This window comes from Streptomyces sp. NPDC044002, assembly GCF_056434525.1.
Genome location: NZ_JBWKEZ010000071.1, coordinates 1 through 19,695, shown reverse-complemented (window position 1 = coordinate 19,695; position 19,695 = coordinate 1). Strand labels below are relative to the sequence as shown.

The following is a 19,695-nucleotide window of genomic DNA, read 5'->3' as shown; positions in this document are numbered from 1 at the left end:
CATGGCGAAGAAGAAGCCCCAGCCCGCCGGCACCCCGGCCATCACCGCCCTCACCGGAGCGGGCGTGGCGTTCACCACCCACGCCTACGAGCACGACCCCGCGCACCCCTCGTACGGGGAGGAGGCGGCCGAGGCGCTGGGCGTCTCCCCGGAGCAGGTGTTCAAGACCCTGGTCGCCGACGTGGACGGGGCCCTGACGGTGGCCGTGGTCCCGGTGTCGGGCTCGCTGGACCTGAAGGCCCTCGCGGGCGCGGTGGGCGGGAAGCGGGCGGCGATGGCCGATCCGGCGCTGGCGGAGCGGACCACGGGCTACGTGCGGGGCGGTATCTCCCCGCTGGGGCAGCGGCGCCGGCTGCCGACGGTGCTGGACGCGTCTGCCTCCGGCCAGGCCACGATCTGCGTCTCGGCCGGCCGCCGGGGCCTGGAGGTGGAGCTGTCCCCCGCGGACCTGGCGGCCCTCACCGGCGCGGTCCTGGCCCCGATCGCCCGCCGTCCTTCTTGACGCGCCGCTCGCACGGCTCGGCGCCGGGGCGCCTTACCGGCTTCGCGCCGCTGCGCCGGACTCCGTCCGGCCGACCCGGGGCGGGGCCGGTTCGCGTGGCCGGGGCCGGTGGGTCGTCTGCGGGTGTGTGGGCCGCTGCGCGGGGCCGGGTCCCCTACCCGCCCTTCCACCGTTCCCCGGGCTCCGCCCGGACCCGTTCCGGGCGCTGCGCGCCCGGTGCGCTCAAACGCCGCGCGGGCTGGATTTCGCGCAGCGAAATTCCAGCCCTGCCGGCGTTTGAGGCGCGGGGGTCTGGGGGCGGAGCCCCCAGGGGGTCCGGGGCGCAGCCCCGGGGAACGGGCGAAGGGCGGGTAGGGGACGGCTCCGCGCAGCGGCCCACCCAGCCGCGCAGCGGTACGGCTCCGACCCGGCCAGGGGTCAGGACTGCGGGGGCTCCGGGGCGGCGTGGACGTGCGGCGGGGGGTAGGCGCCCTCCAGCGGCCAGTCGGCCTCCGGGGCGGGGTCGCGGGGACCCCACAGGGCCGTCAGGCCCAGGTGCGCGGCGACGGCCGCCATCGGCCACACCAGCAGCACCCCGTACGCGAGCAGCTGCAGCGGCGCGTCGAACGGTACGCCCTTGCCCGCCTTGGCGGCGGCGGCCGGGACGTCCGCGCCGGGGCTCAGCCAGAGCCCGAGCCGCCACCCCACCAGGGAGGCGAAGCAGGCCCCGACGGCCAGCCCGATCACCAGCGGCACGCCCCCGCGCCGGCGCCACAGGAACACCGCGACCGCGGTGAGCACGCCCAGCCCCAGCGCCAGCAGGAAGAACGTGCCGTCGGCGCCGATCCGCGCCTCGCTCTCGGTGTTGCGCAGGAAGACGGCCTCGCCGTTGGAGACGTACTGCACGCGCGGTGCGAGCCACGTCCACAGCAGCCCGAGGAGCGCTCCGGACACGCCCACCGCCAGGGTGACGGCGGCGGCGTCGCGGATGTCCGCCGGGGTGACGGCGGCCTCCGGCTCGGGGAGCGGGGGCACGGTCGGCTGCTGCTGCGGGGTCACGGCTTCGGTCACCCCCACATCGTGCCAGGTGCGGCCGCGGCCGGCGTCGGCGACCGGCGTCAGCGGACCGCGGCGCGCCGGTAGGCCCAGGTGCCGACGGTCAGGGACAGCACCCCGACGGCCGCGCAGACGCCGAGGTCGAGGAGGACGGCCGTCCAGTCGGGGTGCGGGGCGAAGGTCTCCGCGAAGGCCTCGACCCCGTACGTGGACGGCAGCAGGTCCCGCGCCCACACGATGACGTCCGGCATCCGCTCGGCCGGGAGCACGCCCAGCAGCAGCGCCGCCGACATGCCGAGCTGCCCGGCCAGCGTGGCCAGCTCCTGGCGCGGCGCGAGCAGTCCCAGCGCGGCGCCGAGTCCGGCGAGCGCGGCCCCGGCCAGGGGGACGACGGCGGCGAGGATCCACAGGCCGCCCATCGGCAGGCCGAACAGCACGCAGCCGAAGACGGCCGTGACCAGCGTCCCGGGCAGGGTGAAGGAGGCGTAGGCGGCGGCCGCGCCGAGCACCACGGAGGCGGGCGGCACGGGCAGGGTGGCGTAGTGGTCGAGGCCGCCGCCGGCCCGCAGCTGGCCGAAGTACTGCGCGAGCAGGTTCAGCGCGACGAAGGCGACGACGAGGACGGAGGAGCCGGCGACGACGGCGCGGGCCTCGGAGCCGCCGCCCCCGTCGACGACGCCCCGCATCAGGATCATGATGCCGACGGACTGGAAGGTGGCGACGAACAGCAGCGGTATCCGTGCCACCCGGGCCCGGGACAGCTGGGCGCGGTAGACGGCGGCGAGGGCGGGGAACAGCCGCGCCTTCGGAGCCAGGACGCCGACGGGGACAGCAGCGGGGACAGCAGCGGTGGCAGCGGTGGTCACGACTTGACCAGACCCTTCATCCGGCCGCCCAGCGCGAGGTACACGTCCTCCAGGCTCGGCGTGGCCAACGTGAAATCGTCGAGGGCGGCGAAGGCCGGGCCGCCGGTGACGGCGGCGACGGCCGCGCGGGCCTCGTCCTGCGGCAGCCGCAGCACCCAGCGGCGGCCGGACTCGGCGGCCTTCGGGGCGAGCGCGGCGACCTCGGGCACGTCGAGCGGCGGGGCGGTGCGCCAGACCAGCTCCAGGCGGACCTCGTCGGAGACCTTGGCCTTGAGGCCGGCGGGGGTGTCGCAGGCGATGACCTTGCCCTGGTCGATGACGGCGACCCGGTCGAGGACGGTCTCGGCCTCGATGACGTTGTGGGTGACGAGCAGGACGGTGGCGCCCTGGGAGAGGCGGCGGCGGTCCACGGCCTCCCAGACGGCCCGCCGGGCCACCGGGTCCATGCCGGTGGTCGGCTCGTCGAGGACGAGGACGGGCCGCTCCCCCACCAGCGCGGCGGCGAAGCAGGCCAGCCGGCGCTGTCCGCCGGAGAGCTTCTTGAGGGGGCGCCCGGCGATCTCGGTGAGCCCGAGCTCCTCCAGTACGCCGTCCCGTGCGGCCCTCGCCTCGCGCGCGCCGAGCCCGCGCAGCCGGCCGGTGGTCTCGGCGGCCAGCGCGACGGTGAGCTCGTCGAGGGCGGTGGACTCCTGTCCGAGGTAGGCCAGGAGGCGGGAGGCCCGCTCGGGGTGGCGCACGAGGTCGTGGCCGAGGAGGGTGACGCTGCCCGCGTCGGGGCGCATCAGGCCGGTGAGCTGGCGGACCAGGGTGGACTTGCCGGCGCCGTTGGGGCCGAGCAGGCCGAAGACCTCGCCGCGCCGGACCTCCAGGGAGATCCCGTCGTTGGCGCGGGTCTCGGGCAGGGCGGGGGCCCCGCGCCGGCCGCGTACGGCGGGGTACGTCTTGACCAGGTCACGCACCGCGCAGACCACGTCCGAAGCGGCTCCGGCGGCCGCCGCCGTGGTCGTTCCTGCCTGTGCTGTGCCCGTGCTCACGAGGGAGCAGCCTACGCGGCTTCCGGCCCTACTCGGCCGCCGGGGTCATCGGGGCCGCGGGTACGGCGCCCGCCGGCCCGCCCACGTGCTCGGCCGCGGCACGCACGTCGATCTCCCTCCAGAACCCGGCACGGATGGCGTAGCGGTCGTGCTCGTCGATCTGGTCGTCCTTGTGTGCGAGGAGCCCGAACCGGGCGGCGTAGCGCAGCAGCTCCCCGTCGATGCGGTGGGGGACGCGGGGGTACATGGTGGCGAGTTTCTGCAGGTGGGCGACTTCCGGGAGGCGTTCCATCCAGCGGCGGGCGAAGACCTGGCCGACCTCGAAGGGGTCGCCGCCGACGGTGGTGATGTCCTCCTCGCGGTCGGCCCAGCGCTGCTCGGCGCTGGTGAGCTGGGCGAGGGTGGGCAGGGAGGCGGTCTCGGCGGGTTCGCCGAGCGGGCCGGGGCGGTCGATCCAGCCCTTGTCGGAGGACCAGCGCAGGGCGCTGCCGGCCGGGCTGGCGGCGGTGTGGGCGGCCGGCGCGGCGGCGGGGACCGGGGCGGGGGCGCGGAGCGCGGCGAGGTCCTTGGGGGTGGGGACGGGTTTGGCGCCTTCGGTGGCGGGTGCCGGTACGGGTGCTCCGTTCGGGCGGGGCTCGGGGGCGGCGGGGGCTCCGTTGCGGGCGGCCTCGGCGAGGGCCGCCTCGGGCAGGGGGGCGGAGAGGATCGCGGCGATCTCGGGGCGGGGGGCGGGCGGCGGGGGGCAGAGTCCGGCGAGGTCGCGGGCGCGGACGGCGCGGGTGATCCAGGCGCGGTCGAGCACGCGGCGTTCGTCGGCCTCGGCGACGAGGTCCTCGGACTGGTTGTAGTCCCCGTCGGCGGCCTGTACGGCCCAGAGGTGGACGGCGACGCCGTGTTCCTTGGCGGACATCAGGCCGGGCAGGAGGTCGCCGTCGCCGGTGACGAGGACCACGTCGGAGCAGGCCCGGTTGCGGGCGAGTTCGGTGAGTTCGGCGTGCATGGCGGCGTCGACGCCCTTCTGCGCCCAGCGGCCGTCGCTGCGGGTCAGGGCGCCGAGCCGGACGGTGACGCGGGACATGACGCGGAGCCTGCGGTGTTCGGGCTGGGGGACCCGGTCGGGGGCTCCGTCGAACCAGTAGATCCGCAGGAGGGGCTGCTGGGTGTCGGCTTCGGCGCGTTCGCGCAGGCCCTGGATGAGGGCGGAGTGGTCGACGGTGATGCGGGAGCGGGAGGGTTCCCCGGCGAGGAGGCTCGCGGCGGCCCCCAGCAGGTATCCGGCGTCCACCAGGACGACGCAGCGGTCCACGCGTTCCACCCTCTTCCGTGGGGGTCCTCGACAGGTTTTCCCCGAGTCTGCCCGACCGCAAGGGTGTTGACGGCCGGAACTCGATCATCGGCGTGGCGTATCTCTCACGGGGCCTCGAAAGCGACCCCTGCCGCGCGTGCCAATGATCCAAAATGCGGGGTTTGTGGGGGTGTGTGAGTGTGAAGGCGGCCCTGGCCCCTACACCCCCCACGGAGGCATTCCATGGCCAAGAACAAGAATCAGAAGCAGCCCGCCAAGCAGCAGCCCCGTTCGGGCGGCCAGGAACGCAGTTCGGCCGAGTCGTCGCCGGAAGAGCGCACCTCGCAGTCGCCGAGCCCGCTGGACATGGCGCACAAGAGCAAGCAGAAGCGCTTCGGCCACAACTGACGCCGCGCGCACGCGTACGGAAGGGCCCCGCCGGCAGCGTCGCCGGCGGGGCCCTTCCTGCGCGTGTGTGCGGGTACGCGGCCCCGTGCCGGCTATCCGGCCAGGCAGGAGGGGCCGAGCAGCACCTTGAGGTCGCCGAAGAGGGCGGGGTCGGGCTGGACCCGGTGCCGGTCCAGGCGGAGCACGGTGGTGGTGCGGGGGCCCTGGAGCTTGATCCGCACCTCGGTGTTGCCCTTGTGGTGGCGCAGGATCTCGCCCAGACGGGTCACCATCGGCGGGGTGACCTTGACGGTGGGGATGGTGAGGACGACGGGGGCGTTGGTGCCGGCGGAGGAGAGGTCGGGGACCATCATCTCCATGGCGACCAGGCGGGGGACGTCCTCGCGCTTGTCGAGGCGGCCCTTGACGAAGACGACGGTGTCCTCGACCAGCTGGGTGGAGACGAGCTGGTAGGTCGCGGGGAAGAACATGCACTCGATGGAGCCGGCCAGGTCCTCGACGGTGGCGATGGCCCAGGCGTTGCCCTGCTTGGTCATCTTGCGCTGGAGGCCGGAGATGATGCCGCCGATGGTGACGACGGCTCCGTCGGAGTGCTCACCGCCGGTGAGCTGGGAGATCCCGGCGTCCGTCTTGTCGGACAGGACGTGTTCCAGGCCGAAGAGCGGGTGGTCGGAGACGTAGAGGCCGAGCATCTCGCGCTCCTGGGCGAGCAGGTAGGACTTCTCCCACTCGACGTCGGAGAACTCGACGTCGAGGCCGAACCCGGGCTCGTCGCTGCCGTCCTCGTCACCCATTCCGCCGAACAGGTCGAACTGTCCCTCGGCTTCCTTGCGCTTGACCGCCACCACGTTGTCGATCATCGATTCGTGGTGGGCGACCAGGCCCTTGCGGGTGTGGCCCATCTCGTCGTAGGCGCCGGCCTTGATCAGCGACTCGATGGTGCGCTTGTTGCAGACGACGGCCTCGACCTTGTCGAGGAAGTCGGGGAAGGAGGAGTACTTCCCCTTCGACTTCCTGGTCTTGATGATCGAGTCGACGACGTTCTGTCCGACGTTGCGGACGGCGGTGAGGCCGAAGAGGATCACGTCGTCGCCCTGGGCGGCGAAGTTGGACTCGGACTCGTTGACGTTCGGCGGGAGCACCTTGATGCCCATGCGCCGGCACTCGTTCAGGTAGATCGCGGACTTGTCCTTGTCGTCCTTGACCGAGGTGAGCAGGCCGGCCATGTACTCGGCCGGGTAGTTCGCCTTGAGGTAGGCGGTCCAGTAGGAGACCAGGCCGTACGCGGCCGAGTGGGCCTTGTTGAAGGCGTAGCCGGCGAAGGGGACCAGGACGTCCCAGAGGGCCTTGATCGCCTGGTCGGTGAAGCCGTTCTTGCGGGCGCCCTCCTCGAAGATGACGAAGTTCTTCGCCAGCTCCTCGGGCTTCTTCTTGCCCATCACGCGGCGCAGGATGTCGGCCTCGCCGAGGGAGTACCCGGCGATGATCTGCGCGGCCTTCTGCACCTGCTCCTGGTAGACGATCAGGCCGTAGGTGACCGCGAGCACCTCTTCGAGGGGCTTCTCCAGCTCCGGGTGGATCGGGGTGATCTCCTGCTGCTTGTTCTTGCGCAGGGCGTAGTTCGTGTGCGAGTTCATGCCCATCGGGCCCGGCCGGTAGAGCGCGGACACGGCGGAGATGTCTTCGAAGTTGTCGGGCTTCATCAGGCGCAGCAGGGAGCGCATGGGTCCGCCGTCGAACTGGAACACGCCGAGGGTGTCACCGCGGCCGAGGAGTTCGAAGGTCTTCGCGTCGTCGAGCGGGAGGGCCAGGAGGTCGATGTCGATCCCCTTGTTGGCCTTCACCATCTTGACGGCGTCGTCCATGATCGTGAGGTTGCGCAGGCCGAGGAAGTCCATCTTCAGCAGGCCGAGCGATTCGCAGCTCGGGTAGTCCCACTGGGTGATGGTGACGCCGTCGGTGTGCCGCACCCAGACGGGTACGTGGTCGGTGATCGTCTCGCTGGACATGATCACGCCGGCGGCGTGCACGCCCATCTGGCGGACCAGGCCCTCGACGCCGCGGGCGGTGTCGATGACCTTCTTGACGTCGGGCTCGTTCTCGTACATCCCGCGGATCTCGCCGGCCTCGCTGTAGCGCGGGTGCGAGGGGTCGAGGATGCCGGAGAGCGGGATGCCCTTGCCGAGGACGTCGGCGGGCATGGCCTTGGTGAGCCGGTCGCCCATGGCGTAGGGGTAGCCGAGGACGCGCGCGGAGTCCTTGATCGCGTTCTTGGCCTTGATGGTGCCGTAGGTGCCGATCATGGCGACCTTGTCGGCGCCGTACTTCTCGGTCACGTACCTGATCACCTCGACGCGCCGGCGCTCGTCGAAGTCGATGTCGACGTCGGGCATGGAGACGCGCTCGGGGTTCAGGAAGCGCTCGAAGATCAGGCCGTGCGGGATGGGGTCGAGGTCGGTGATGCCCATGGCGTACGCGACGATCGAGCCGGCCGCGGAGCCACGGCCGGGGCCGACCGCGATGCCCTGGTTCTTGGCCCACATGATGAAGTCGGCGACCACGAGGAAGTAGCCGGGGAAGCCCATCGAGATGATCGTGTCCATCTCGTACTCGACCTGCTTCATGCGGTCGTCCGGGATCCCGCCGGGGAAGCGGCGGTGCATCCCCTTCATGGTCTCCTCGCGGAACCAGGTGACCTCGGTGTAGCCGTCCGGGATGTCGAACTTCGGCATCAGGTTCCGGAACTTGAACATGCCCTCGGTGTCGATCTGGTCCGCGACCAGCTTCGTGTTGGCGCAGCCCTCCTGCCAGGCGTCCGAGGAGTCGATCGCGTACATCTCGTCGGTCGACTTCAGGTAGTAGCCGGAGCCGTCGAAGCGGAAGCGGTCGGGGTCCGAGAGGTTCTTGCCGGTCTGGATGCAGAGCAGGGCGTCGTGGGCGCCGGCCTCGCTGGCGTAGGTGTAGTGCGAGTCGTTCGTGACCAGCGGCGGGATGCCGAGCTTCTTGCCGATCTCCAGGAGGCCGTCGCGGACCCGGCGCTCGATCTCGATGCCGTGGTCCATCAGCTCCAGGAAGTAGCGGTCCTTGCCGAAGATGTCCTGGTACTCGGAGGCCGACTTCAGGGCCTCGTCGAACTGGCCGAGGCGCAGTCGGGTCTGGAGCTCGCCGGAGGGGCAGCCGGTGGAGGCGATCAGGCCCTCCGACCACTTGCTGATGGTCTCCTTGTCCATGCGCGGCCACTTCGTGAGCCAGCCCTCGGCGTAGGCGTCGGAGGACAGCCGGAAGAGGTTGTGCAGACCGGTGGCGTTCGCCGCCCAGATCGTCTTGTGGGTGTAACCGCCGGAACCGGAGACGTCGTCCCGCTTCTGGTGGGGCTGGCCCCACTGGATGCGGCGCTTGTTGCGCCGGGACTCGGGGGCGACGTACGCCTCGATGCCGATGATCGGGGTGATCCCGGACTTCTGGGCGGTGTGGAAGAAGTCGTACGCCCCGTGGAGGTTGCCGTGGTCGGACATGGCGATGTGCGTCATGCCCATTTCATTGCAGGCAGCGAACATGTCCTTCAGCCGCGCGGCACCGTCCAGCAGCGAGTACTGGGTGTGGACGTGCAGGTGCGTGAACGGCGTCTTGGTCACGGTGGGGGCCTCCTGAGGAGAGAGGGGCGGCAGCTATGAATCCTACGTGCCGGGAGTGACAGGCCGCGGGCACTGACGGGTACGGTCGTGCGTTGCAGAACCGGGAAGACCGGTCCGGCGTCCAGTCGGTCAGAAGCCGTACCACCCCTTGCACCAGGAGGCATCCGCCATGGCGGTCACCGAGACCACCGACGAGCAGCGCGCCGAGCAGATACTCGATGTGTTCGACACCGCATTCGGCCGGCTGCTCGCCGCCGACCCCGCCGCCTTCCAGGTCAAGTTCCGGAAGATGGCCGCCTCCGCCTTCGCCTTCTACCGGGGCACGGCCTGCCTCTTCTACGCCGACCTGGAGCGCGACCGGCACGGCGGCCCCTACCTGGACGAGCGCACCGGCCGGGTGTGGATCCACGGCGATCTGCACGCGGAGAACTTCGGCACGTACATGGACGCCAACGGCCGGCTGGTGTTCAACGTGAACGACTTCGACGAGGCCTACGTGGGCCCCTTCACCTGGGACCTCAAGCGCTTCGCCGCCTCCGTCGCCCTGATCGGCTACACCAAGGCGCTCAGCGACGAGCAGATCAGCTCCCTGGTCCGGACCTACGCGGCGGCCTACCGGGAGCGGATCCACCAGCTGGCGACCGGCGCCAAGAACGAGGAAGTCCCCTCCTTCACCCTGGACACCGCCGACGGCGCCCTGCTGGGGGCCCTGCGGGCGGCCCGTGCGCGCACCCGCTTCGCGCTGCTGGACTCGATGACGGAGATCCGCGACCACGAGCGCCGCTTCACCTCGGGGGGCGGGGCGATCGAGCTGGACGCGGCCACCCGGTACAAGGTGCTGGCCGCCTTCGACGGGTACCTGGAGACCCTGCCGGAGGAGTCCCTGGTGCGCCCCGACTCCTACCGCGTCAAGGACGTGGTGGGCCGCCGGGGCGTGGGCATCGGCTCGGCGGGCCTGCCCTCGTACAACATCCTGCTGGAGGGGCACAGCGACGCCCTGGAGAACGACGTCGTGATCTACCTCAAGCAGGCGCAGACCCCGGCCGTGTCCCGGCACATCACCGACCGGGCGGTCCGGGAGTACTTCCAGCACGAGGGCCACCGCACGGTGATCTCGCAGCGCGCCCTGCAGGCGCACGCCGACCCGTGGCTCGGCTGGACCGAGCTGGACGGCGCCGGGCAGCTGGTCGCGGAGGTCTCCCCGTACGCGGTGGACCTGGACTGGTCGGACCTGGACGACCCGGAGGAGATCGCGGCGGTGGTCGCGGACCTGGGCCGGGCCACGGCCACCATGCACGCCTCGGCGGACGAGGCCGAGAGCGGGCAGTCCCTGGTGCCGTTCTCCACCGAGCGGGCCATCGACGCGGTGATCGCCGCCGACGAGGAGGGCTTCCCCGGGCTGCTGGTCGACTTCGCCCACGCCTACGGGGCCCGGGCCCGCGCCGACCACCAGATCTTCGTGGACCTGTTCCGCAACGGCCGGATCATGTCGTAATCCCTGGGGCGCGAGGTGCTCGGGGCACGGATTCACAGGAACCGGGGCACCTCTTCCACAGGAACTCATGACAGACTCGCGGCGATGGACATATCAGGGGTGAGGATCCGGGGGCTGCGGGCCGCGCTGTTCAGCGCGCTCGTCGTGCTGCTCTCGGCCGGGTCCCACGTGCTCATGTCCCGGGTCCCGCTGCCGCCCTCGATGATCGCCGGGGCCTTCGCCGGGGTCTTCACGGTCGCCTACGCGCTGGCCGGCCGGGAGCGGGGCTTCGGCCCGATCGCCGGGCTGCTGGTGCCGCTGGAGCTGGCGGCCGACACCGTCTTCACCGCCGGGCAGCACCTCTGCTACGGCCCCGCCGGCGGGCCGGTGGCCGGGCCGCTGCGCGCGCTGGGCCTGGACGAGCTGTGCGGCGGGACCCCGGTGGGCGGCCCGCTGACCGGGGTGGCCGGGCCCGCCGGGGATCCGGCGGCGCTGCTGGCCTCGCCCGGGCCGTGGACGCCCTGGCTGCTGCTCGGCGCGCACGTCACCGTCGGGCTGGCGGCCGCCGCGTGGCTGCGGCACGGCGAGCGGGCCCTGGTGCGGCTGCTGCGGGCGGTCGCCGCCTTCGCGTTCCGGCCGCTGCTGCTGGCCTCCGCCCCGGCCGGGGCCGTCCCCGGGCGGGCCGGGCGGGTGCTGCGGCCGGTGTTCCGCGGCGCGGTGGCCCGTACCCGCTTCCCGGTGCACTCCGTGGGCCGGCGGGGTCCTCCCGTACGCGCGGCGCTCGTGATCGCGAGCGCCTGAGCACGTACTGGGGGCACCTCCCAGCGGTAGCTGGGGGAAGTACCCCCCTCGTTCCTCCCCTTTCCACGGAGATCATCATGAGTGCACGCAACAGCCAGCAGAACAAGGCCGCCGCCCGCGAGCGGCTGCGCGTCGAGCGCGAGCAGCAGGCGAAGAAGGCCAAGGTCCGCCGCCAGCTGGTGGTGGCCGGCGCGGTCGTCGGCGTCCTCGCGCTGGCCGGCGGCGTCGGCTACGCCGTCGTCCAGGCCAACGAGCCCGGCTACTGGGACAAGGCCGCCAAGGCCGAGCTGGTCAAGCCGAAGAACACCACCGGCGAGGACGGCCTGACGGTGGTCATCGGCAAGCCCGAGGCGAAGAAGACCCTGGAGCTGTACGAGGACTCGCGCTGCCCGGCCTGCGCCTCCTTCGAGCAGTCGGCGGGCGAGCAGGTCAAGAAGGACGTGGAGGCGGGCAAGTACAAGCTCCGCTACTACGGCGCGACCTTCATCGACAACGGCGTCAAGGGCGAGGGCTCGAAGAACGCCCTGAGCGCGCTGGGCGCGGCCCTGAACGTGAGCCCCGAGGCCTTCCTGGAGTACAAGGGCGCGCTCTACTCGAAGGCGCTGCACCCGGAGGAGACGAACGACGCCTTCGCCAAGGACGACTACCTGCTGAAGGTCGCGGACACCGTCCCGGCGCTGAAGGACAACGCCGAGTTCAAGAAGGCGGTCCAGGACGGCACGTACGACCGGTGGGCGATGGACATGTCGGAGGCCTTCAACAAGTCCGGCGTGACGGGCACCCCGACGCTGAAGATGGACGGCAAGAAGATCGAGACCCCGGCGACGCCGGAGGCCTTCACCGCGGCGATCGACAAGGCGCTCGCGGGCTGATGACCTGACAGATCCGGACATGGCTCCGGAACCGTCGCACAACGGGCGGGCGAACTCTCCGAGTTCGCCCGCCCGTTGCCGTTCCGTATCTGTTCCCAGCCACATACCGATCAGTAATATGATCGGCCGTGACCAGTCATCTCACCCCTCCACACCCGCGCCGCCGTACGGTCGTCCTGGCCGCGGCCGCCACGGCCGCGCTCGCGCCGATCAGCACCCTCGGCGCCCAGGCGGCCCACGCGGCGGGGGCCGCGCCCGCCTTCCTCCACGGCGTCGCCTCCGGCGACCCGCTGCCCGACGGGGTCCTGCTCTGGACCCGCGTCACCCCGACCCCCGAAGCGGTGCCCGGCTCCGGCCTGGGTCCGGCCACCGCGGTGGGCTGGGAGGTGGCCGAGGACAAGGCCTTCTCCCGGATCGTCGCGAGCGGTTCGGTCACCGCGACGGCCGCCTCCGACCACACGGTCAAGGCGGACGTGCGCGGCCTGCGGCCGCAGACGCCGTACTGGTACCGCTTCACCGCCGGCGCCACCGTCTCCCCGGCCGGCCGCACCCTGACCGCCCCGGCGGCCGGCACGACCACGCCCGGCATCCGCTTCGGCGTGGTCTCCTGCGCCAACTGGGAGTCCGGCTACTTCTCCGCGTACCGGCACCTGGCCGCCCGCACCGACCTGCACGCGGTGCTGCACCTGGGCGACTACATCTACGAGTACCAGACCGGCGGTTACCCCGAGGCGAAGTACGTCGTACGCCAGCACGAGCCGAAGAACGAGATCGTCTCGCTCTCCGACTACCGGACGCGGCACGGCAAGTACAAGACGGACGGCGACCTCCAGGCCCTGCACGCGGCCCACCCGATCGTGGCGATCTGGGACGACCACGAGTTCGCCGACAACTCCTGGTCCGACGGCGCCGGGAACCACACCCCGGGCACCGAGGGCGACTGGGCGGCCCGCGCGGCCGCCGCCAAGCAGGCGTACTTCGAGTGGATGCCCGTACGCCCCTCCATCGCGGGTACCGTCTACCGGCGGCTCCAGTTCGGCACCCTCGCCGACCTGCACCTGCTGGACCTGCGCTCCTTCCGCTCCCAGCAGGCCAAGACCGGCAGCGGCTCGGTGGACGACCCGGAGCGCACCATCACCGGGCGGGCCCAGCTGGACTGGCTCAAGTCCGGGCTGGCGTCCTCGAACGCGACCTGGAAGCTGGTCGGCACCTCGGTGATGATCTCGCCGGTCGCCTTCGCCTCGCTGCCCGCGCACCTGCTGAAGCCCCTCGCGCACCTGCTGGGCCTGCCCGAGGGCGGAATCGCGATCAACACGGACCAGTGGGACGGCTACACGGACGACCGCAAGGAACTCCTGGGCCACTTGAAGGACCGGAACATCAAGAACACGGTGTTCCTGACCGGCGACATCCACATGGCGTGGGCGAACGACGTCCCCGTGAACATGGCGACGTACCCGGGTTCGGGCACGGCGGCCACCGAGTTCGTGGTGACCTCGGTGACCTCCGACAACATCGACGACATGCTGCACGTGGCGCCGCACACCCTCTCGGTCGTGGCCGAGGGCGCCATCAAGGCGGCGAACTGGCACGTGAAGTGGCTGGACATGGACTCGCACGGCTACGGCGTGCTGGACGTGACGGCCGAGCGCTCGCAGATGGACTACTACGTCGTCTCCGACAAGCGGCGGCAGGACGCGAGCTCCTCCTGGGCCCGCTCGTACCGCACGCTGAACGGCAGCCAGAAGGTGGAACGGGCCGACCGCCCGGTTAACTGACGTTCCGTCAAATCTATTGCGAAAGGGGGCTCCTGGTGCAGACCAGGAGCCCCATCCGGCACATCGGCAACAAATCTTTAACCTACGAGTACTTGCCATCTCGATGACATGCACACATAAACTTCCGGCCAGCGTGAGGAAATCCCTCACCCCCCACCACGCTTGCCGAGGAGCCACCGTGCGCGCTGCTGCCCGCATATCCCCCCTTCTCCGCCGCCGCCTCATGGGCACGGCCGTCCTGGCCTCCACCCTGGCGTTCGCCCCGCTGACCGCCCCCACCACGGTCGCCGCCGCCGCTTCCAAGACCGGCGCCGAGGCCTGCGCCGAGCAGGGCTCCGCCCCCGCCAACGCCCGTGTGGCCAAGCCCAAGGACAACCACGCGGCCGAGCCCAACGAGGTCAGCGAGTCCCAGGCCAAGGCCATGGACGCCGACCTGCAGAAGAAGCTCAAGGAAGTCCAGCTCTCCCCGCAGCAGGTCTTCGGCTCGGGCGCCGGCGCCTCGCTCGCCGCGGCCGCCACGAACATCCCGGTGTACGTCCACGTCATCCACTCCGGCACCACCGGAAAGCTGACCGCCACGGACATCAGCAACCAGATCGCCGTCCTCAACGCCGCCTACAGCGGCCAGGGCACCGGCAACGTCGACTCCGGCTTCCAGTTCACCCTGGCCGGCACCGACTACACGGACAACGCCGCCTGGTACAACGTCTCCGACGGCACCCAGGCCGAGAAGGACATGAAGAACGCCCTGCGCAAGGGCGACAAGAACGCGCTCAACATCTACACCGCCAACCTCGGCGGCGGCCTGCTCGGCTGGGCGACCTTCCCGAGCTCCTACGCCTCCGCGCCCAAGATGGACGGCGTCGTCCTGCTCAACACCTCGCTGCCCGGCGGCTCCGCCGCCAACTACAACGAGGGCGACACCGCCACCCACGAGGTCGGCCACTGGATGGGCCTGTACCACACCTTCCAGGGCGGCTGCTCCGGCAGCGGCGACTCCGTCTCCGACACCCCGGCCGAGAAGAGCGCGGCCTTCGAGTGCCCGACCGGCCGCGACTCCTGCGCCAGCAAGGCCGGCGTCGACCCGATCCACAACTTCATGGACTACACGTACGACTCCTGCATGTACCAGTTCACCGCGGGCCAGGTCTCGCGCATGAAGAGCATGTGGACCGCCTACCGCGGCTGACCCGCAGGCTCCACCGCACCCACGACGATGCCCCCCGGCGCCCTGCGCCGGGGGGCATCGCCCTGCGTCCCGCTCCCGCGTCCTACAGCGTGTCGAGGAACGCCAGCGCGACCTTCCAGGCCTCCTCCGCGGCCTCGGCGTCGTAGTCCTCCAGATCCGGGTCCGTGAACAGGTGCCCCGCGCCCGCGTAGCCGTGCACCTCCACGTCCGCCCCGGCCCGCCGCATCCGCAGGTACCAGGCGGTCAGCCAGTCGTGCGTCTCGTACGGGTCGGGGTCCGCGATGTGCAGCTGCACCGGCAGCTCGTCGGCCGAGGCGTCCTCGTCCAGGTCCGCCGTGCCGTGCAGGAGCAGCAGGCCGCGCGCCTTGTCGTCGGCCAGCGCCAGGTGCTGCGCGACCGAGCCGCCGAAGGAGAAGCCCGCGTAGACCAGGCCCCGGTCGGAGAAGGGCGCCGATGCCAGCACCGCCCGCTTGAGCAGCTCGTCGCGGCCCACCTCCTCCTGGTACGCCGCGCCCTCCTCGAACGTGGCGAACGTACGGCCCTCGAAGAGGTCCGGCACCTGGACCTCGTGCCCGGCCGCGCGCAGCCGGTCGGCCGCCGCGTGGACCGCGGGCCGCAGCCCGTACGTCGAGTGGAAGAGCATGATGTTCATGCCCTCCATCGTGCCATTCCCGTGAAAGCAGGAGTCCCGGGGCGCCCCGTGGATACGTTCTCCGGCATGGAGATGCAGAACGTCCTGCGGCCCGCCCTCGTCGTCGGCGCCGCCCTGGTCCTCACCCTGGTCGCCGGCTGGGTGCTCGACCTGCTGCTGCGCAAGGCCGACGCCCGGCACACCGAAACCCCGCTGTGGGGCCTGCTGCGCCGCTGCGGCCTGCCCTTCCGGCTCGTCCTCGGCACCGCGGCGCTCCAGGCCGCGTACCGCCCGGCGGGCATCCTCCCCTCCCACGCGGCCGGCGTCGGCCACGCCCTGACCCTGGTCCAGATCGCCTCGACCGCCTGGCTGCTCGTCGCCGTCGCGGCGGCGGTCGTCGAAGCCACGTACGCCCGCTACGCCGCCGCCTCCCCCGACGACGCCCGGGTCCGCCGGGTCCGCACCCAGGTCACCCTGATCCAGCGGGTGCTCACCGCCGTGGCCGTGGTGGTCGCCGCCGCCGCGATGCTGCTGACCTTCCCGGCGATGCGCACGGTCGGCGCCTCGGTGCTGGCCTCCGCCGGGGTGCTCGGCATCGTCGCGGGCATCGCCGCGCAGGCCTCCCTCGGCAACCTCTTCGCCGGGCTGCAGATCGCCTTCGGGGACACCGTGCGCATCGGGGACACGGTGGTCGTGGACAAGGAGTGGGGCAAGGTCGAGGAGATCACCCTGACCTTCCTGGTGGTGCGCACCTGGGACGAGCGCCGGATCACGATGCCGGTCTCGTACTTCACCGGCAAGCCGTACGAGAACTGGTCGCGCGGCGGCGCCCAGATGACCGGCACGGTCTTCTGGCACCTGGACCACTCGGCGCCGGTCCCCCTCATGCGGGACAAGCTCGCCGAGATCCTCAAGGACATCCCCGAATGGGACGGCCGCACCGGCAGCCTGGCCGTGACCGACACCACCCCGAACACCATCGTGGTCCGCGCGGTGGTCACGGCGAAGGACGGCGACGACGTGTGGACCCTGCGCTGTGCGGTCCGCGAGCGGCTGATCGCCTGGCTGGCCGCCGAGCACCCGTACGCCCTCCCCCGCGTCACCACGGCGGATGCAGCGCCGCGCGACACCCCTTAACCAAGCAGGGTGGCCGCCGACTCCTCCGCGAGGTCCTCGGCGTGCGGGGGCAGCGGGAGGCCGGCCCGCAGGGGGCGGCGGACCACAGCGAGCGGCAGGTCCACCAGGGCCAGGACGATCCGGTCCCCGCCCCGGGGCCCGGTCTCGCCGAGGGCTGCGCCGAGTTCGCCGAGGCGGGCGAAGACCCGGCCGTTGCCCCGGTCGGCGCGCTCGCGGTGCTCGTCGGACCAGCCGGAGCGGCCGAACTCCTCGGCGCCGTACAGGAGCAGCGCCGCCTCCGCGGGGTGGGCCCTGCTCCAGGCCACGACGTGCCGGGCGCCGGCCCGGGCGGCCCGCCGGGGGTCGGGGTCCGCGTCGAGCACGGCGAGGTAGCCCTCCTGGAAACCCTCGACGGTGCGCAGCCACACCTCGGCGAGCAGCGCGGGGCGCCCGGGGAAGCGGTGGTACACGGATCCGCTGGGCGCGCCGGCGGCCTGGGCGACGGCGGACATGGTGACGGCCGTCGGTCCGCCCTCGGCGGCGAGGCGGACGGCGGCGTCGAGGAGTTCACCGGTGTCGAATCGGGGTGGTCTCGGCATGAATCGGAGAGTACTCTCCATATCAATTAGAGGCTGATCTCCAATTGAAGGAGCGGGGAACACCCATGCCCGTCCACAACGTGCACGAACGCCTGCTGCCGATGGGGGCCGCCGAGGCCGGCGCCCTCCTCGACTCCCTGTCCGCCGGACCCGACGACCGGCTCTGGCCGCACCGCACCTGGACCCCGATGAAGTTCGACGGCCCGCTCGCGGCGGGCGCGAAGGGCGGCCACGGCATGGTCCGCTACACCATCGCCGCGTACGTCCCCGGCACCTGGATCCGCTTCGCCTTCACCGGCCCGCGCGGCTTCCACGGCTTCCACGAGTACGCCGTCCTCCCCGTCGACGGCGAACGCACGGTGCTCCGGCACACCCTCTCGATGCGGATCACCGGCCTCGCCCGGCTGAGCTGGCCCCTGGCCTACCGCTGGCTGCACGACGCCCTGCTGGAGGACAGCCTCGACCGCGCCGAGCACCACCCGGCCCGCCCCGCCCGCTGGTCCCCGTACGTCCGGCTCCTCATGGCGATGGCCCCCGAGGGGGCCTGACGGGCCCCGCCCGGCGTACGGCTACGGGCTGCGCAGGCTCCTCACGCCCCCTCCCCCGACGCACCCCTCGCACGGCTCGGCCGTGGCCGGCCTCCCCGGCTTCGCGGTGCTGCGGCGGACTCCGCCCGCCGGCCGACCGCCCCCGGCCCCGCCCTACGGGCTGCGCAGGCTCCGCACGTCCAGATGCCGCAGCACCCGGTCGACGATCTCCGGGTCGGCGCCCGGTTCGCTGCGCGCCGCGAGGACCTCGTGCCGGGCGGCGGACATCATCTCCCGCTGGATGCGCTGCACGTCACGGATCCGCTCCACCCGCTTCGCGTACGCCTCCCGCCGCTCCTCGTCGACGAGGTCCGGGCTGATCCTGGCCCCGACGTCGTACGCGCGCCGGTACAGGGTCTCCACCAGGTCCTCGGGGAGGTCCTCGACCTCCTCGATCTCCTTGAGCCGCCGCTTCGCCGCCTTCGCCGCACGCAGCGCCAGCCGCCGCTCGGTCTCCCGCTCCACGTCCGCGTCCGCCTCCACCCCCAGTCGGCGCACCAGCCACGGCAGGGTCAGCCCCTGGAGCACCAGCGTGGTCATGATCACCGCGAAGGCGATGAAGACGATCTCGTCCCGCGCCGGGAAGGGCTCCCCGGCGTCCGTACGGAAGGGCAGTGCCAGCGCCAGCGCCACCGACGCCACCCCGCGCATCCCCGCCCACCACATCACGAGGCTCTCCCGCCAGCTCAGCGGGATCTCCTCGTCGTAGTCGCGGCGCCGGTGCAGCTTCTTCGCCAGCCAGGCCGCCGGCAGCAGCCAGACCAGCCGGACGCCGACCACCACCGCGACCACCGCCGCCGCCCAGCCGGCCATGGCCCACTCGCGGCCCCCGGCCACCCCGAAGACGTTGTGCAGCTCCAGCCCGATCAGCCCGAACGCCACCCCGGTGACCAGCGTGTCGACGATCTCCCAGAAGGTGTGCCCGGCGAGCCGCCCCAGCACGTCGTCGGCGTCACCGGCGTACTCGGCGAGGAACAGGGCCGTCGTCAGCACGGCCAGCACCCCCGAGCCCCGGAGCTCCTCCGCCACCACGTACGCCACGAACGGCACCAGCAGCGTCAGCCCGATCTGGAGCGTGGCGTCGCCGAGCCGGCCCATCAGCCGGTTCGCGGCCCAGCCGAGCGCCAGCCCGACGGCCACCGCCACCACGGCGGACAGCACGAACTCCCCGAGCGCGTCGGGCCAGGAGAAGCTGCCGCTCACGGCGGCGGCGACGGCCACGTGGTAGAGCACGATGGCGGTGACATCGTTGAACAGGCCCTCGCCCTCCAGGATCGACACCAGCCGGCGCGGCAGCCCGAGCGCCCCGGCCACGGCGGTGGCGGCGACGGGGTCGGGCGGGGCGACGAGCGCCCCGAGGGCGACGGCGGCGGCCAGCGGCAGCCCGGGCACGACGGCGTGCGCGACCGCGGCCACGGCGGCGGTGGTCACGAACACCAGGGCCACGGCCAGCAGCAGGATCGGCCGCACGTTGGCGGCGAACTGCCGCCAGGAGGTGCGCTGCGCGGAGGCGTACAGCAGCGGCGGCAGCACCAGCGGCAGGATGAACTCGGGCGGAACGTCCACGCTGGGCACGGCCGGCACCAGCGCCAGGACCACCCCCGCGAGGGTCATCAGCACGGGCGCGGGCAGCCCGAGCCGGTCCCCGAGCGGTACGGTCACCACGGCGCCGAGCAGCAGCACGAAGAGCAGAGCGAGCTGGTCCACGCCATTACCCTGTCAGGAGCCCGGCCCGCACCCCCGGAGGGGCGCGCGGGTCCGCTGCGCGGAGCCACTCCCCTACCCGCCCTTCGCCCGTTCCCCGGGCTGCGCCCGGACCCCCTGGGGGCTCCGCCCCCAAACCCCCGCGCCTCAAACGCCGGCGGGGCTATCTATAGCCCCGT

17 protein-coding genes are annotated in these 19,695 nt (G+C 72.3%); 9 read left to right on the top strand and 8 right to left on the bottom strand.

Annotated features, from left to right (window positions below):
- Position 1 precedes the first annotated feature (1 nt).
- Positions 2 to 502 carry a Cys-tRNA(Pro) deacylase gene (gene ybaK / locus AC07A6_RS34755; RefSeq protein WP_478779770.1) on the top strand — a complete coding sequence of 167 codons (501 nt, stop codon included), beginning with the start codon at positions 2 to 4 and terminating at the stop codon, positions 500 to 502.
- A gap of 417 nt (positions 503 to 919) precedes the next feature.
- Here the strand turns inward: ybaK and AC07A6_RS34750 are convergent, their stop codons facing one another.
- Genes AC07A6_RS34750 through AC07A6_RS34735 form a run of 4 tightly spaced genes read right to left on the bottom strand, consistent with a single transcriptional unit; the run spans position 920 to position 4,752 of the window.
- Entirely contained in the window at positions 920 to 1,552 is a 633-nt protein-coding gene (locus AC07A6_RS34750) for a hypothetical protein (protein ID WP_478779769.1), read from the bottom strand.
- A gap of 47 nt (positions 1,553 to 1,599) precedes the next feature.
- Positions 1,600 to 2,403: an ABC transporter permease gene (locus AC07A6_RS34745; protein ID WP_478779768.1), complete on the bottom strand. Its 804-nt coding sequence runs from the start codon at positions 2,401 to 2,403 to the stop codon at positions 1,600 to 1,602.
- A complete protein-coding gene (locus AC07A6_RS34740) occupies positions 2,400 to 3,437 on the bottom strand; it encodes an ABC transporter ATP-binding protein (RefSeq protein ID WP_478779767.1) in 1,038 nt (345 codons plus the stop codon). Before AC07A6_RS34740 ends, AC07A6_RS34745 begins: the two co-directional genes overlap by 4 nt.
- A 28-nt stretch (positions 3,438 to 3,465) precedes the next feature.
- Positions 3,466 to 4,752 (bottom strand): NYN domain-containing protein, encoded by a 1,287-nt coding sequence (locus tag AC07A6_RS34735; protein WP_362472627.1) that lies wholly within the window; start codon positions 4,750 to 4,752, stop codon positions 3,466 to 3,468.
- A 213-nt stretch (positions 4,753 to 4,965) separates the two neighbouring features.
- Between AC07A6_RS34735 and AC07A6_RS34730 the strand changes: the two genes are divergently transcribed.
- On the top strand, positions 4,966 to 5,130 hold the full coding sequence (locus AC07A6_RS34730; RefSeq protein WP_185911175.1) for a hypothetical protein: 165 nt from the start codon (positions 4,966 to 4,968) through the stop codon (positions 5,128 to 5,130).
- A gap of 92 nt (positions 5,131 to 5,222) precedes the next feature.
- Here AC07A6_RS34730 and dnaE read toward each other — a convergent pair whose 3' ends face one another.
- A complete protein-coding gene (gene dnaE / locus AC07A6_RS34725; protein WP_362472630.1) occupies positions 5,223 to 8,765 on the bottom strand; it encodes a DNA polymerase III subunit alpha in 3,543 nt (1,180 codons plus the stop codon).
- Positions 8,766 to 8,934: 169 nt separating this feature from the next.
- On the opposite strand from dnaE, the gene AC07A6_RS34720 reads away from it, so the two are divergent.
- The 5 genes from AC07A6_RS34720 (at position 8,935) to AC07A6_RS34700 (ending at position 14,879) form a co-directional block, all read left to right on the top strand.
- Positions 8,935 to 10,260 carry a DUF2252 domain-containing protein gene (locus AC07A6_RS34720; RefSeq protein ID WP_478779766.1) on the top strand — a complete coding sequence of 442 codons (1,326 nt, stop codon included), beginning with the start codon at positions 8,935 to 8,937 and terminating at the stop codon, positions 10,258 to 10,260.
- Positions 10,261 to 10,344: 84 nt separating this feature from the next.
- Positions 10,345 to 11,040 carry a hypothetical protein gene (locus AC07A6_RS34715; RefSeq protein WP_386274344.1) on the top strand — a complete coding sequence of 232 codons (696 nt, stop codon included), beginning with the start codon at positions 10,345 to 10,347 and terminating at the stop codon, positions 11,038 to 11,040.
- Between the two features lie 77 nt (positions 11,041 to 11,117).
- Positions 11,118 to 11,912, top strand: coding sequence for a DsbA family protein (locus tag AC07A6_RS34710; protein ID WP_478779765.1), 795 nt, complete (start codon positions 11,118 to 11,120; stop codon positions 11,910 to 11,912).
- A 128-nt stretch (positions 11,913 to 12,040) separates the two neighbouring features.
- The gene (locus tag AC07A6_RS34705; protein WP_478779764.1) at positions 12,041 to 13,690 is read left to right on the top strand and encodes an alkaline phosphatase D family protein; all 1,650 of its coding nucleotides are present in this window, start codon (positions 12,041 to 12,043) and stop codon (positions 13,688 to 13,690) included.
- Between the two features lie 223 nt (positions 13,691 to 13,913).
- Entirely contained in the window at positions 13,914 to 14,879 is a 966-nt protein-coding gene (locus AC07A6_RS34700) for a zinc metalloprotease (RefSeq protein WP_478779780.1), read from the top strand.
- A gap of 82 nt (positions 14,880 to 14,961) precedes the next feature.
- On the opposite strand, the gene AC07A6_RS34695 is transcribed toward AC07A6_RS34700, so the two are convergent.
- The gene (locus tag AC07A6_RS34695) at positions 14,962 to 15,531 is read right to left on the bottom strand and encodes a dienelactone hydrolase family protein (protein WP_386274340.1); all 570 of its coding nucleotides are present in this window, start codon (positions 15,529 to 15,531) and stop codon (positions 14,962 to 14,964) included.
- A 72-nt stretch (positions 15,532 to 15,603) separates the two neighbouring features.
- Between AC07A6_RS34695 and AC07A6_RS34690 the strand changes: the two genes are divergently transcribed.
- Positions 15,604 to 16,647: a mechanosensitive ion channel family protein gene (locus AC07A6_RS34690; protein ID WP_362472662.1), complete on the top strand. Its 1,044-nt coding sequence runs from the start codon at positions 15,604 to 15,606 to the stop codon at positions 16,645 to 16,647.
- Here the strand turns inward: AC07A6_RS34690 and AC07A6_RS34685 are convergent.
- The gene (locus AC07A6_RS34685; RefSeq protein WP_362472646.1) at positions 16,644 to 17,225 is read right to left on the bottom strand and encodes a TetR/AcrR family transcriptional regulator; all 582 of its coding nucleotides are present in this window, start codon (positions 17,223 to 17,225) and stop codon (positions 16,644 to 16,646) included. The two genes, AC07A6_RS34690 and AC07A6_RS34685, sit on opposite strands and share 4 nt — an antisense overlap.
- A 65-nt stretch (positions 17,226 to 17,290) precedes the next feature.
- Between AC07A6_RS34685 and AC07A6_RS34680 the strand changes: the two genes are divergently transcribed.
- Positions 17,291 to 17,773: an SRPBCC family protein gene (locus AC07A6_RS34680; protein WP_478779763.1), complete on the top strand. Its 483-nt coding sequence runs from the start codon at positions 17,291 to 17,293 to the stop codon at positions 17,771 to 17,773.
- 153 nt (positions 17,774 to 17,926) lie between these two features.
- Here AC07A6_RS34680 and AC07A6_RS34675 read toward each other — a convergent pair whose 3' ends face one another.
- A complete protein-coding gene (locus tag AC07A6_RS34675; protein ID WP_478779762.1) occupies positions 17,927 to 19,519 on the bottom strand; it encodes a Na+/H+ antiporter in 1,593 nt (530 codons plus the stop codon).
- Between the last annotated feature and the right edge of the window lie 176 nt (positions 19,520 to 19,695).